At 73.7% G+C, this 13,165-nt stretch carries 13 protein-coding genes and 1 pseudogene; 8 read left to right on the forward strand and 6 right to left on the reverse strand.

All coding sequences use genetic code 11. From position 1 onward, the window contains the following. The first annotated feature begins 65 nt into the window (after positions 1-65). The gene (locus tag BLS43_RS12885) at positions 66-1,922 is read left to right on the forward strand and encodes an ABC transporter ATP-binding protein (protein WP_093083293.1); all 1,857 of its coding nucleotides are present in this window, start codon (positions 66-68) and stop codon (positions 1,920-1,922) included. A gap of 11 nt (positions 1,923-1,933) precedes the next feature. Here the strand turns inward: BLS43_RS12885 and BLS43_RS12890 are convergent, their stop codons facing one another. Next, positions 1,934-2,806: a TetR/AcrR family transcriptional regulator C-terminal domain-containing protein gene (locus BLS43_RS12890; RefSeq protein ID WP_093083296.1), complete on the reverse strand. Its 873-nt coding sequence runs from the start codon at positions 2,804-2,806 to the stop codon at positions 1,934-1,936. 124 nt (positions 2,807-2,930) lie between these two features. Between BLS43_RS12890 and BLS43_RS12895 the strand changes: the two genes are divergently transcribed. Continuing rightward, positions 2,931-4,124 (forward strand): FAD-dependent monooxygenase, encoded by a 1,194-nt coding sequence (locus tag BLS43_RS12895; protein WP_093083298.1) that lies wholly within the window; start codon positions 2,931-2,933, stop codon positions 4,122-4,124. Here the strand turns inward: BLS43_RS12895 and BLS43_RS12900 are convergent. Continuing rightward, positions 4,102-4,599: a bifunctional nuclease family protein gene (locus BLS43_RS12900; RefSeq protein WP_093083301.1), complete on the reverse strand. Its 498-nt coding sequence runs from the start codon at positions 4,597-4,599 to the stop codon at positions 4,102-4,104. The two genes, BLS43_RS12895 and BLS43_RS12900, sit on opposite strands and share 23 nt — an antisense overlap. A gap of 32 nt (positions 4,600-4,631) precedes the next feature. Here BLS43_RS12900 and BLS43_RS12905 point away from each other — a divergent pair, with 32 nt between their 5' ends. Both BLS43_RS12905 and BLS43_RS12910 read left to right on the forward strand, forming a co-directional pair. Continuing rightward, positions 4,632-5,792, forward strand: a complete 1,161-nt coding sequence (locus BLS43_RS12905) for a DUF2332 domain-containing protein (RefSeq protein WP_143030027.1) — start codon at positions 4,632-4,634, stop codon at positions 5,790-5,792. A 22-nt stretch (positions 5,793-5,814) separates the two neighbouring features. Then, positions 5,815-6,999 carry an MFS transporter gene (locus BLS43_RS12910; RefSeq protein WP_176921304.1) on the forward strand — a complete coding sequence of 395 codons (1,185 nt, stop codon included), beginning with the start codon at positions 5,815-5,817 and terminating at the stop codon, positions 6,997-6,999. Here BLS43_RS12910 and BLS43_RS12915 read toward each other — a convergent pair. After that, the gene (locus BLS43_RS12915) at positions 6,947-7,885 is read right to left on the reverse strand and encodes an AraC family transcriptional regulator (RefSeq protein ID WP_093083310.1); all 939 of its coding nucleotides are present in this window, start codon (positions 7,883-7,885) and stop codon (positions 6,947-6,949) included. The two genes, BLS43_RS12910 and BLS43_RS12915, sit on opposite strands and share 53 nt — an antisense overlap. Before the next feature lie 110 nt (positions 7,886-7,995). Between BLS43_RS12915 and BLS43_RS12920 the strand changes: the two genes are divergently transcribed. The 3 genes from BLS43_RS12920 (at position 7,996) to BLS43_RS12930 (ending at position 9,587) form a co-directional block, all read left to right on the forward strand. Beyond that, on the forward strand, positions 7,996-8,796 hold the full coding sequence (locus BLS43_RS12920; RefSeq protein ID WP_176921305.1) for an NAD(P)H-binding protein: 801 nt from the start codon (positions 7,996-7,998) through the stop codon (positions 8,794-8,796). Next, entirely contained in the window at positions 8,793-9,212 is a 420-nt protein-coding gene (locus BLS43_RS12925) for an anthrone oxygenase family protein (RefSeq protein WP_245707465.1), read from the forward strand. Before BLS43_RS12920 ends, BLS43_RS12925 begins: the two co-directional genes overlap by 4 nt. 96 nt (positions 9,213-9,308) lie before the next feature. Beyond that, entirely contained in the window at positions 9,309-9,587 is a 279-nt protein-coding gene (locus tag BLS43_RS12930) for a hypothetical protein (RefSeq protein WP_093083315.1), read from the forward strand. Positions 9,588-9,670: 83 nt separating this feature from the next. On the opposite strand, the gene BLS43_RS12935 is transcribed toward BLS43_RS12930, so the two are convergent. Next, the gene (locus BLS43_RS12935; RefSeq protein WP_093083318.1) at positions 9,671-10,657 is read right to left on the reverse strand and encodes a Gfo/Idh/MocA family protein; all 987 of its coding nucleotides are present in this window, start codon (positions 10,655-10,657) and stop codon (positions 9,671-9,673) included. Then, positions 10,654-12,116: pseudogene (locus BLS43_RS12940) on the reverse strand (peptide MFS transporter). The gene BLS43_RS12935 and the pseudogene BLS43_RS12940 overlap by 4 nt, the downstream one beginning before the upstream one ends. 95 nt (positions 12,117-12,211) lie before the next feature. On the opposite strand from BLS43_RS12940, the gene BLS43_RS12945 reads away from it, so the two are divergent. Then, the gene (locus BLS43_RS12945) at positions 12,212-12,610 is read left to right on the forward strand and encodes a VOC family protein (RefSeq protein ID WP_093083321.1); all 399 of its coding nucleotides are present in this window, start codon (positions 12,212-12,214) and stop codon (positions 12,608-12,610) included. Between the two features lie 50 nt (positions 12,611-12,660). Here BLS43_RS12945 and BLS43_RS12950 read toward each other — a convergent pair whose 3' ends face one another. Beyond that, positions 12,661-13,104, reverse strand: a complete 444-nt coding sequence (locus tag BLS43_RS12950) for a MarR family winged helix-turn-helix transcriptional regulator (RefSeq protein WP_093083324.1) — start codon at positions 13,102-13,104, stop codon at positions 12,661-12,663. Positions 13,105-13,165 lie beyond the last annotated feature (61 nt).

Here is a 13,165-nt window from a genome sequence, read left to right on the forward strand (position 1 = left end):
CCACGCACGAGCGCCGGAGGCGCGGGCTTGACCTCGAGTCGGGTTCAGCTCCTAGCGTCGCCGCCATGGACGTGAGCACCTGGTCGGCCCTGCAGACGGCGTCACGCGAGCGATCGGCCGCGCACGCACCGGTGCGGGAGACGCTGCGGCGCATCATCGGGTTCGCCCGGCCCCACCGCCGGCGGATCGCGGTGTTCGTGCTGCTCAGCACGGTGGGTTCGGTGCTGACCGTGCTCACCCCGCTGCTCGCAGGCCGAGTGGTGGACGCGATCGACGCCCGCGCGGGTCTGTCGGTCGTCGCCTGGCTCGCCGGGGCGATCGCCGTCGTCGCGGTGGCGGAGGCCGCGCTCGGCCTGCTGACCCGGTGGTTCTCGGCCACGATCGGCGAGGGCCTGATCCTGCGGCTGCGGACGGCCGTGTTCGACCACGTGCAGCGGATGCCGGTCGCGTTCTTCACCCGGACCCGGACGGGTGCGCTGGTCAGCCGCCTGAACAACGACGTCCTGGGCGCCCAGCGGGCCTTCTCCGACACCCTCTCCGGGGTGGTCGGGAACCTGGTCACGCTGGCGCTCACCCTCGTCGTGATGCTGACGATCTCCTGGCGGGTCACGTTGCTCGCGCTGGTCCTGCTGCCGCTGTTCGTGGTCCCCGCGCGCCGGATGGGGAGCAGGCTGGCCCGGCTGCAACGCGAGGGCGCCGCGCACAACGCCGCGATGAGCAGCCAGATGACCGAGCGGTTCTCCGCACCCGGCGCCACGCTGGTCAAGCTGTTCGGGCGGCCCGCCGAGGAGTCCGCGGAGTTCGCGGCGCGGGCCGCGCGCGTGCGGGACATCGGGGTGCGGTCGGCGATGGTCCAGTGGGTCTTCGTGACGGCGTTGACGCTGGTCTCGGCCCTGGCGCTCGCCCTGGTGTACGGCGTGGGCGGTGCTCTCGCGCTGGGCGGGGCGCTCGCGCCGGGCGCCGTCGTGTCGCTGGCCATGCTGCTGACCAGGCTCTACGCACCTCTGACCGCCTTGGCCGGGGCGCGGGTGGAGGCGATGACGGCGGTCGTCAGCTTCGAGCGGGTGTTCGAGGTGCTCGACCTGGAGCCGATGATCGACGAGCCGACCGCGCCGCGCACGCTTCCCGCAGGCCCGCTGGACGTCCGGTTCGAGGCGGTCGACTTCGGCTACCCCGCCGCCTCCGCGGTGTCCCTCGCCTCGCTGGAGGAGGTCGCCACCCTGGACACCCGCGGCGGCGACACCGTGCTCCACGACGTGAGCTTCACGGTGCCCGCCGGGACGATGACCGCGCTCGTCGGGAGCTCCGGCGCGGGCAAGTCGACGATCGCCCAGCTGCTCGCCCGGCTCTACGACGTGTCCTCCGGGTCGGTGCGCCTCGGCGGCGTCGACGTCCGCGATCTGCGGGCGGCGGACCTCCACGGTGACGTCGGCTTCGTGACGCAGGACGGGCACCTGTTCCACGACACGATCCGCGCGAACCTCCGGTTGGCCGCGCCCGCGGCCACGGACGCCGAGCTCTGGGACGCGCTGCGCCGGGCCCGGCTGGCGGGCCTCGTCGCGAGCCTGGCGGACGGGCTGGACACGGTCGTCGGCGAGCGCGGGTACCGGCTCAGCGGCGGCGAGCGCCAGCGCCTGACCATCGCCCGGCTGCTGCTGGCCAAGCCCCGGGTCGTCGTGCTGGACGAGGCGACGGCGAGTCTCGACTCGACGTCGGAGGCCGCGGTCCAGGCCGCGCTGGCGGAGGCCCTGGCGGGTCGCACCGCCCTGGTCATCGCCCACCGCCTGTCCACGATCCGGGACGCCGACCAGATCCTGGTGCTGGAGCAGGGCCGGATCGTCGAGCGGGGCACCCACGGCGCCCTCCTCGGCCGCGACGGGCGCTACGCCGACCTCCACCGCACCCAGTTCGCCGCCGCCTGATCCCGCGGGACTCAGCCGGAGGTGATCCGGGCCCGGACCCCGTCGAGCACGGCCGCCAGGCCGGTCTCGAAGATCTCGTCGAGGTCGAAGGCCACGTCCGCGTGCAGGAACACCCGGACGCTGTGCGGGAAGCGGCCGGACTCGAGGACCGAGCGGGTCTGGGACTCCCGCGCCTCCACCCACTGCCAGAAGGTGACGCCGGTGTCCGCCTCGGCGCGCGACTCGCTCTCCAGGCTCGCGGCCGATCCGTGCACGTAGCCGAACAACGCCAGGTGCAGGCGGAGGACCGTCGGCTCGTCGAGGCCGAGCCCGGTCAGCGCGCGGAGGTTCCACTCCGAGTACTCCAGCTGGTTCGGCCCGGCGTACGGCCTGGTCAGCGACGTCGTGCGGGCCAGCCAGGGATGGCGGCGGTACAGCGCCCAGAGGGTCCGCATGGACACCTCCAGCTGCCGCCGCCAGCCCGCGGGCGGCACGGCGGGCAGCGGGAACTCGCCGAACACCGCGTCCCGCATCAGCAGCAGGAGATCGTCCTTGCCGGGGACGTGGCGGTACAGCGACATCGCCGCGGTGCCGAGCTCGGAGGCGACCCGGCGCATCGTCACCGCGTCGACGCCCTCCGCGTCGGCGACGCGGATCGCCGCGCGCAGGATCCGGCCGCGGCCGAGCTCGGGCTCCGGCTCCCGTCCGACGACGATCGTCCCCACCCCGGGCTGCACCCGCACGAGGCCCTCGCGCCGCAGCTCGGCGATCACCTTCGACGCCGTGGCCATCGCGACGCCGAACTCCGCGACGATCCGGCGGGTCGACGGGATCCGGTCCCCCGGCGCGAGCTCGCCCGCCGCGATCCGTCCGCGGAGCACCGCGACGACGTCCGTGTACCCCATGCCACCTCCCGTACTAGTGCACCGGCGGCGCACCTCCGAGCCGCACTAGAGCGCGTTGCACCGTGAGACTGAATGAACTGGCGAACACCTGCGTACACCGTACTCGACGTGCCATCCTCCGGTCATGAAGCGCACCGCACTCGTCTCCGGGGCCGGCATCGCGGGCCCCGCGCTCGCCTACTGGCTGCACCGACAGGGGTTCGCCGTCACGGTCGTCGAGGCCGCGCCCGGGCCCCGGCCGGGCGGACAGACCGTCGACCTGCGCGGCGCCGGACGGACCGTGATCGAGCGGATGGGCCTGCTGCCCGCGGTCCGCGCGGCGTGCCTGGACCAGGAGGGCATCGCCTACGTCGACGCCGCAGGCAGGCACCGCGCCGAGATGCGCGTCGAGGACCTCGGCGGGGACGGGATCGTCTCGGAGTTCGAGATCCTGCGCGGCGACCTCGCGCGGATCCTGCTCGAGGCGACGCCGGAGGCCGAGTACCTCTACGGCCGCACCGTCACCGCGCTCGACGACCGCCTGGTCACCCTCTCCGACGGGCAGCAGCGGGAGGTCGACGTGATCGTCGGCGCGGACGGCCCGCACTCCGGGGTCCGGCGTCTGGCGTTCGGGCCGGAGGAGCGGTTCGTCCATCCCCTCGGCGGGTACACGGCCTGGTTCACCGCCCCCGATCCCGTGGGTCTCGCGGGCTGGTACGCGATGTACAACGAGCCCGGGCGCGTCGCGTCGATCCGCCCGGACTCGACGCCCGGGCAGGCGAAGGCGGGCCTGTCGTTCCTCTCCGACCCGTTGCCGCGCATGACCCAGGAGGCCGCGCGCGAGCTCGTCGCACAGAAGATGGCGGGCATGGGCTGGGTCGTGCCGCGGCTGGTGGAGTCGATGCGGACCGCGCCGGACTTCCTGCTCGACCTCGTGGGGCAGGTCCGGATGGACGGCTGGACGTCCGGGCGGGTCGCCCTGGTCGGGGACGCCGGCTACGGCCCCAGCCCGCTGACCGGCCTGGGGACGAGCCTCGCGCTGGTCGGGGCGTACGTGCTGGCGGGCGAGCTGGGCGCGCACGGCGACGTGGCGGACGCCTTCGCCGCCTACGAGCGCCGAATGCGGCCGTACGTCACGCTCGGGCAGACGCTGCCGCCCGGCGGGATCACCGGCTACCTGCCGCGCACGGACGCCGCGATCCGCAACCGCATGTGGACGATGCGGCTGATGGTCTCGCGCCCCCTGCGCGGTCTCTCCCGGCGGCTGTTCTTCAGCCGCGCCGAGACGATCGACCTCCCGGCGTACCCGGAGCTGGTCAGCGGAAGTCGTCCGGGCTGACCTCGTCGAGGAACTCGCGGAAGTCCTTGAGCTGCTCGGCGGGGGGCGCGTCGGCGCCGTCGGGGAACAGGTCGCTGACGGGTTGCCCGACCTCGTCGAGGATCGCGTCCGCGACGCTGATGCCCAAGCCCTCGCGCACCGCGACGGCCAACGCGTCGCTCGGGCGGACACCCACCCGGACCTCGGCGTCCTCGACGTCGCGCAGGACCAGCTCGGCCTCGTAGACGCCGTCGACCAGCGCGGTCAGCTCGGCCGCCACGATCCGCGCCCCGAGCGCCCCGACCACCGGGACCAGGACGTCCTGGACCTGGCCCTGGTCGTCGGCCGCCGCACGGGGCCCGACCGCGATCACCTCGGCCTGCTGGGGGCGGAGGAAGACGGGCAGGCAGCGGTCGCCGTCGACCTCGCCGAGGACCAACACCGGCTGTCTGCTGCGGGCGTGGACGATGAGCCGGAGCATTCGCATCGCAGCCATCGGCACAGTGTGCTGGCTCACATGCACGGCCGGTGTCTCAGATCGAGACCGCTAACGGCGCCCGGCCCGGCCCCGAGTCCGTCGGCATGAGCACCGTGGCGGATGAGGCCCGCGCGATCGCGGACGCCTGGTCGGCACCGGGGTCCCCACCGAGCTGGTGGCTCACGGCGGCACTGCTCTCCGCGGTCGCCGAGGACGAGGTGCTGCAGGACATCGGCGCCGCGATCCCGCCCGACCGCAGGCCCGCGCTGCTGCTGTCCGCCGCGCTCACCGCCGTGTCGACGGCGGGGGCGGACCCGGTCCGCCGCTACTTCCCCGTCCCCGGCGGCACCCAGCCGCCCGACGACGGCGGGTTCCGGCCCGCCCTGGCGGCCCTGGTCCGCGACCGGCGGGAGCGGATCGCGGAGCTCTGCGCCCGGCACCGCTACCAGATGAACGAGGTCACCCGCAGCATCGACGTGCTGCCCGTGCTCGGCGCGGTCGCCGCGGAGACCGGCCGCCCGCTCGCGCTCGTCGACCTCGGGACCGGGGCGGGTTTCGGCCTGCGGCCCGACCGCTACGGCTACGAGTACACGCTGCCGGACGGCACCGTCCGCGCCGTGGGCTCGGGCCCGCTGACGGTCCGCTGCACCGTCCGCGGCACCGCCGTCCCTCCCCTTCCGGACGGGCTGTCGGTCACCGCCCGGGTCGGCGTGGACGTCGAGCCCTCCGACCTGACCGATCCGGCCACCGCGGCCTGGCTCGCGGCCTGCGTGCCGCCCGAGGTGGGGGCGGTCACCCGGTTCGCCGCCGCGGTGGACCTGGCCCGCGCCGAGCCCGCGGAGATCGTGCGCGGGGACCTGCTGGAGGTCCTGCCCGCCGTCGTCTCGCGGCTCCCCGCGGACACCGCGATCTGCCTGGTCGACACGTATGTGCACGTCTTCCTGGGTCCCGAACGGCTGGCCCGGTTCCGCGAGCTGGTCACCGGGCTGGGCCGCGACCTGGACTGGATCTCCGTCGACCCGCTCGTCCCGCTCGGCCCGGAGGCGACCACCACGGTCCAGGGCCTCGACGTGCCCCCGCACTGGCTCGCCGAGAACCGCGACGGCGGGGTCTTCGGGGTGATCGGCCGGGTCTCGGTCCGGGGCGGCGTGGCCTCGGCGCAGCTGCTCGGCCGCGCGCATCCGGGCGGTTCCTGGCTCGAATGGGGTTAGTGCCCCGTCTACTCTCGCAGGCGTGCGACACGGTGGTCGGGCGCTCTGGTTCGTGATCTTCGCGGTCGCGTTCGGCACCAACGTGCCCACACCGTTGCTGTTGCTCTACCGCGCCGAGCTGGGCCTCTCCCCCACCGCGCTGACCGGTGCCTTCGGTGTCTACGCCGCCGGGCTCGTCCCCGCACTGCTGCTCGCGGGCCCGCTCTCGGACCGGGTCGGCCGGGCGAGGGTGGTAGCGCCGTTCGTGGTCCTCGCGGCGGTGACCTCGCTGCTGTTCCTCGCCGTGCCGTCCGCGGTGTGGGTGCTCTTCGCGGCCCGCTTCCTGCAGGGCGCGGTGTCCGGCGTGGTCTTCAGCGTGGGCACGGCGTGGCTCGCCGAGTCCCGCCCGGACGCCGCGCAGGCCACCGCCGTCGCGCTCGGGGGCGGGTGGGCGTTCGGCCCGCTGGTCGCCGGGCTGCTCGGGCAGTGGGGACCGGCGCCCGCGATCCTGCCGTACCTCGTGCACGTCGCCCTGCTCGCGCCCGCGGTGGTGCTCGTCTGGCGCATCCCCGAGACCCTGGCGCACCCGCGCCACGGCCCCCTGGTCGACCTCGGTGTGCCGCCCGGTGCGGGGCGGGCGTTCGTGCTGGTCGTGGCGCCGATCGCGATCGGGGTGTTCGCCTACGCCGCGACCGCCGTGAACGTCCTGCCGCTGGAGCTGGAGCCGGTCATGCCGGGCGTCGGGGTGGCCGTGACCGGGGTGGTCGCGGGGATCACGATGGGCGCGGGCGTGGCCGTCCAACCCCTCGTCCGACGGCTGGGGGTCGGGTACGCGGGCGCGGTCGCCCTCGGCCTGGGCGCGGCGGGCACGGCGATCGGCCTGCTCGCGGACACCAGCGGCCGCTGGCAGCTCGTCCTGCCGGTGTCCGCGCTGCTCGGCCTGGCCTACGGGATCTGCCTCGCCACCGGGCTCACCCTCGTCGCCAGGCTGGCCGACCCGACCGCCCGCGGCGCCCTGACCGGGACCTTCTACGCCTGCTCCTACCTGGGCTTCTTCGTCCCGCTGCTGCTCGCGACGGTCGGCGGCGGCGAGTTCGCACCCGGGCTCGCCGGGCTCGCCGTGGTCTCGGCGGTGGCCGCGCTCTGGTTGGCGTCGCCCGCCGCCCGGGCGCTCGTCAGGCCGCCCGCCGCCGTGCCGCCGACGGTGGCTCCCCCACCACCCGGGTGAACGCCCGACTGAAGGCCGCCTCCGACCGGTAGCCGAGCTCGGCGGCGATCCGGGCGACCGTCGCGCCCTCGCCGAGCCGGTCCAGGGCGAGGTTCATCCGCCAGCGCGTCACGTACGCCATCGCGGACTCGCCGACGATCTCGGTGAAGCGGGCCGCGAAGGCCGAGCGGGACATCGCCGCCTCCGCGGCCAGGGAGGCGACCGTCCAGTCCTTCGCCGGGTCCCGGTGCAGCTGGGCGAGGGCCCGGCCGATCTGCGGATCGGCGAGCGCGCCGATCCACCCCGTGCGCGGCGCCGTCTCCAGCCAGGCGCGGATGGCCTGGATGACCAGCACGTCCGCCAGCCGGGTCAGCACCGCCTCGCCGCCGGGCCGCATCTCCTCCGCCTCCGCCGCGATCAGCCGCACGGTGTCCTGCAGCCGACCGGACAGCGGGGAGACCGGGATGTGGATCAGCTCCGGCAGCAGCCCGACGAGCGTGCGGGCGGCCGGGTGTGCGAACTTGACGGCGCCGCAGACCAGCACCGTCTGCGCGCCGCCGCCGCCGTACCGGAGCAGCGCGTAGTTGTCGCCGGACAGCTCGTGCGCGATCGCGAGCACCGACGGGGCCGAGACGTCGGGCTCGCTGCGCATCACGTGCCCGCCGCCCGGCGGGATGAGCACGATGTCCCCCGGGCCCAGCTCCAGCAGGTCGTCACCCACCTCGAGCAGGCAGCGCCCCTCGGTGACGACGTGGAACCAGAGGCAGCCCGGCATCGCGGGCATGGTGGCGCCCCACGGCGCGGTGAGCTCGGAGCGGCAGTAGAACGCCCCGCTCATCCGCAGGACGTGCAGGGCTTCACCGACCGCGTCCGACGGCGTCCAGGGCGGCTGCGACGGAGGAGGCATGCCCGAGACGCTAGCGCTCTGGACGAACGAGCATCAAGAGCGGACTGATGGTCATTCACCGTCCAGCGTCGAGCCGAGATGCTGGACGCACGCCGACGAAGGGGAACGACATGATCACCGTTCTGGGAGCCACGGGGAACACCGGCGGACGGGTCGCGCAGCGGCTCGCCGAGGCGGGTGTCGAGGTCCGCGGGGTCTCGCGGCGGGGGCCCGTGCAGGCCGACGCCACCGACCGCGAGGCCATGGCCCGCGCGTTCGACGGCGCCGAGGCCGCGTACGTCCTGCTGCCGCTCAGCTTGTTCGAGGTCGGCTACCACGCCCACCAGGACCGGATGGGCGAGGCGATCACCGAGGGCCTGCGCGCCGCGGGCGTGCCGTACGTCGTCGCGCTGAGCTCGCTGGGCGCCGAGCTGCCCTCCGGCACCGGGTTCCTGACGAGCCTGCACCGCCAGGAGCAGCGGCTCGCCACGCTCGACGCGGACCTGCTGTTCCTGCGGCCGGGCCTGTTCTTCGAGTCCTTCCTGCCCGGTCTCGAGGGCATCCGGGCGACCGGCGTCCACCACGACACCATCGATCCCGAGGTCCGGCTGCCGATGGTCGCCACCCGGGACATCGGGGACGTCGCGGCGGCCGCGCTGCGGGGTGGACGGGACACCGGCGTCCGCGAGGTGATCGGCCAGGAGATCACGATCCCGCAGGCGGTGGCGGCCCTCGGCGCCACCTACCAGCGGATTCCCGACGCGGCCCTGCAGGCCGCATTCCTGCAGGCCGGGCTGCCCGCAGACGTCACCGAACTGCATCTGGAGATGAACGCGTTCTTCAACTCGGACCGGATCGCGTGGCGCGGGACGGACCCCCGGACCCCGACGACCGTGGAGCAGTGGGCGCAGGCGCTCGGTGCGCCGGTGTGAACGCGCTGGTCATCGGGACCGCGATCGGCGCGGGCCTGCTCGCGGGGATCTACCTCGCCTTCTCCGTGGCGGTCATGCCGGGCCTGCACCGCAGGCCCGACGGCGAGGCGGCCGCCGCCATGCGGGCGATCAACCGAGCGATCGTGAACCCCCTGTTCGGCGTGCTGTTCACGGGCACCGGCCTCGCGGGCGCGGTCCTCGCCGTCTGGGCGGCCCTGGACGGGTCCTGGCGGCTCGCGGCCGGTGCGGCACTCGTCGTGACCGGCGGACACCTGATCACGATCGGCGTGAACATCCCGCTCAACACGGCGCTGGACCGGGGTGGGAGCTGGGACGGCTTCGCGCGGCCGTGGAACCGGGCGCACACCCTGCGCACGCTGCTCCTCGTGGTCGGGTTCGCACTCCTCGTGGTGTGACCGGACAGGGGCTTGGTTCGGGGCGGGCGGACGGGCATCGTGGTGGGCCGGTCCGCTTCCCCCGGATCCCCGTCGTCCACGACCCTCGGGGGAGAAGTGCACCCGTACGAACGCCGCCGCCAGACCGCCCTGCGCGCGGACCAGCAGCTGATCACCCGCGCGGCGGCCTGGCTGCGCCACGACGCCGTCCAGGCCCACTACGCCGGCGCGCTGCCCAACCCGGAGTACGCGTTCGGCCTCGCGTCCATCCTCGATCTCCTGGCCCGCCGCGCCGAGGAGGACGACGCCCTGCGGGACCACGCCGTGCGCGTCTGCCGCACGATGCTCGGCGACCGCATGGACATGCCCGCCACCCGCCGCACCCGCCGCCGATGAGCCGTGAGCGGCGATGGTCGCCAGAGCGACCATCGCCGCTCACGAGGGGTTGTCCACAGGGTCATCCACAGCTGTGGATCGAACTAGTGTTCGAGATCGGCCGGGCCCTCCTGGACCTGCAGGCCCAGCTGGTCGGCCACCGCGGCCATGATGTCCTGCACGGCCACCGTGTCGGCGAGGGGCATGACCCGGGACTCCACCCGCCCGGCCAGGATGCACGAGGTGACCTCGGCGAGCTCGTGCGAGTAGCCCGCGCCGACCGGCGGCAGCGACAGCTCCTCGGTGCCGGCACCGTGGCGCGTCACGACCAGGCGGGACGGGTGGTGGAAGCGCGGCGGCACCTCGATCCAGCCGTCGGTGCCCACCACCCGGGCCATGCCCGGGGACTGGCAGCGCAGGCTCGTGAACAGCGTCGCCGATCGGCCGCCGGGGTAGCCGAGCAGCACCGACTCCTCCACGTCGACGCCCTCGACCAGCCCGTGGGCGTGCACCGACGCCGGCGTGCCGAGGATCATCTGCGCGAACGAGATCGGGTACACGGTGAGGTCGAACAACGCGCCGCCGCCGAGCGCCGGGTTGAAGAACCGGTCCTCGGGGGCGGCGTTCTGCTTGGCGCCGAGATCGGCCTGCACCGCGCTGACCTCGCCGATGGCGCCGTCGGCCACGAGCTCGCGCAGCCGCACGATCGCGGGCTGGAAGCGCGTCCACATCGCCTCCATCACGAACACGCCGTGCTCGGCGGCCGCGGCGGCGATCTCGCGCGTGGCCTCGGGCGTGACCGTGAAGGCCTTCTCGACCAGCAGGTGCTTGCCCGCGCGGATCGCGGCCAGCGCCATGGCCCGGTGCTGGGGGTGCGGCGTCGCCAGGTAGAGGACGTCGACGTCCGGGTCCTCCAGGATCGTGCGGTAGTCGTGCACGGAGGTGATCCCGAACTCGGCGGCGAAGGCCTGCGCCCGCTCCTTCGAGCGGGAGGCCACCGCCGTCAACTCCGCGTCCGGGACGTGCACGAAGTCCGCGGCCACGTTCCGGGCGATCCGCCCCGGCCCCACGACACCCCAACGGACCGTCACTTGACCCCCTCCATCAGCCGCCTGAGCAGCGGCGTCGACACCATGACCAGCAGCCCGACCACGATGGCGACCGCTCCGAGGACCCCGAAGTACGCGCTCTCGGAGTCCTCGCTTAGAAGCCTGCCAGGGTCCCGGAGAGCACGCTGCCGAGGGCCACGGACAGGAAGAACAGCCCGACCATCTGGGCCCGGTAGGCCTGCGGTGCGAGCTTCGTGGACACCGACAGGCCCACCGGGGAGATCATCAGCTCGGCCACGGTGAACACCAGCAGGATCCCGACGAAGGGCAGCAGCGCCACGCTGTTCGGCCCGCCGCCGGACAGCGGCAGGAACAGCAGGAACGCCACGCCCATGATCGCCGCGCCGAGCCCGAACTTCACCGGCGTGGCGGGCTGGCGGTCGCCGAGCCTCGTCCACAGCGCCGCGAACACCCCGGACAGCACGACGATGAACACCGGGTTGATCGACTGCACCCAGCCGACGGGGAACTCCCAGCCGAACAGGTTCCGGTCCAGCCGCTGGTCCGAGTAGAGGGTGATCACGGTGAACTGCTGCTGGTAGAGCGACCAGAAGGCCGCGCTGGCGATCCACAGCGGGATGAACGCGAGCACCCGGCGCCGCTCGACGCGGCTGACCTTGGGGCTGGTCAGCAGGAGGGCGAAGTAGCCGATGGTCGCCGCGACCGTCACGACGATGACGGCGAGGTCGAGCGTCCCCGCGCTCAGCACGCCGGTCAGCGCCAGCACCACGATCACCACCACGGCCGCGGCGACCAGCACGATCATGCGGGTGCGCTCGCTCGCGGTGAGCGGCGACGGCACCTCGTGCGACGCGTCCGGCAGGCCCTTCCGGAAGATCGAGTACTGGATCAGCCCGAGGGCCATCCCGACCGCCGCGACCCCGAAGCCGACGTGGAACCCGCCGACGTCCGCCAGCCAGGCCGTGAGCAGCGGGCCGACCAGGCCGCCGAGGTTGATGCCCAGGTAGAACAGGGAGAACCCGGCGTCCCGCCGCTCGTCGCCGGGGGCGTAGAGGGTGCCGACGAGCGCCGTCGCGTTGCCCTTGACCCCGCCGGAGCCGAGCGCGATCAGCACCAGCCCCACGCCGACGCCGAGCAGACCCGGCAGCACGGACAGCGCGATGTGGCCGAGCATCACCACGAACGCGGCGTAGAAGAGCGTGCGCTCGGCCCCGAGCACGCGGTCCGCCAGCCAGGTGCCGACGATCGTCGAGAGGTAGACGAGCCCGCCGTAGGCCCCGACGATCCCGGTCGCGGTGGCCTCGGAGATCCCGAGCCCGCCCTGCGCCGTGGAGTAGTAGAGGTAGATCAGCAGGATGCCCTGCATCCCGTAGAAGGAGAACCGCTCCCACAGCTCCACCCCGAACAGGGTCGAGAGCAGGAGCGGCTGCCCGAAGAACCTGCGGTCCCGGCGGGCCCCGGACTGCTCGGCGGTCGTCATGCGGGACAGCCTGGCAGCCCGACCGATGAGTTCCGAGCACGACCGCCGTCTACCCGAGGACGACACCGACACATCGGACAGAACGGACCCGCATCATGGCCACCACGAACATCTTCGTGAACCTGCAGATCTCCGACATCGCCGCGACCCGCGCCTTCTGGACGGCGCTGGGCTACACCTTCAACGAGGACTTCTGCTCCGACCAGTCCGTCGCCCTGGAGCTCGGCCCGGGCATCTCCGCGATGCTGCTCACCCCGGACCACTTCGGCGGCTTCGCCGTCCGGCCGGTGACCACGGACTCGACCGAGGTGATCGTCGCGCTCGGCGTCGAGAGCCGCGAGGAGGTCGACCGGATCGCGGACGCCGCGCTGGCCCACGGCGGGGCGAAGGCGAAGGACCCGATGGACGAGGGCTGGATGTACGGCCGCTCGTTCCTCGACAACGACGGACACCACTGGGAGGTCGCCTACATGGACGTCTCGGCCCTGTCCTGAACCCCGTGAGCGGCGATGGTCGCCATGGCGACCATCGCCGCTCACGACCCTCAGAGGCGCCGGTAGCCGGGATGTACCCCCGGCGTCAGCCCCTGCTGCTCCGCGATGCGTTCCAGCAGGTCGCGCAGGACCTTCCGTTCGCCCGGGTCGAGCGCCGCGGTGATCGCCTCGTCGTGCTCCCTCCCGACGGCGGCGATCCGGGCGAGCAGCTCCCCTCCCGCCTCCGTGAGGTGCAGGGCGTGCAGCCTGCGGTCCTCCGGATTGCGCCTGCGCTCGACGATCCCACGCTCGTCCAGCCCGTCGACCAGCGCGACGAGCCTGCTCGCCGGCATGCCCAGCCGGGCCGCGATCGCCTGCTGCGGCAACCCGGGCTCGGCGGCGACCAGCCTGATCAGCCCCGTCTGCGGCGGCGTCAGGTCCAGCGCGGCGATCCGCTCGCCGAACGCCGCGGCCGCGTGGACACCCAACTGGGACAGGAGGAACGCTGCCGTCACCGCGGAACCGTATCCCTTGACAAATCGTATCCGCAAGGGAATCGTTCTGGTTTGTAACGAC

Source organism: Pseudonocardia oroxyli (assembly GCF_900102195.1).
Lineage (GTDB): Bacteria > Actinomycetota > Actinomycetes > Mycobacteriales > Pseudonocardiaceae > Pseudonocardia > Pseudonocardia oroxyli.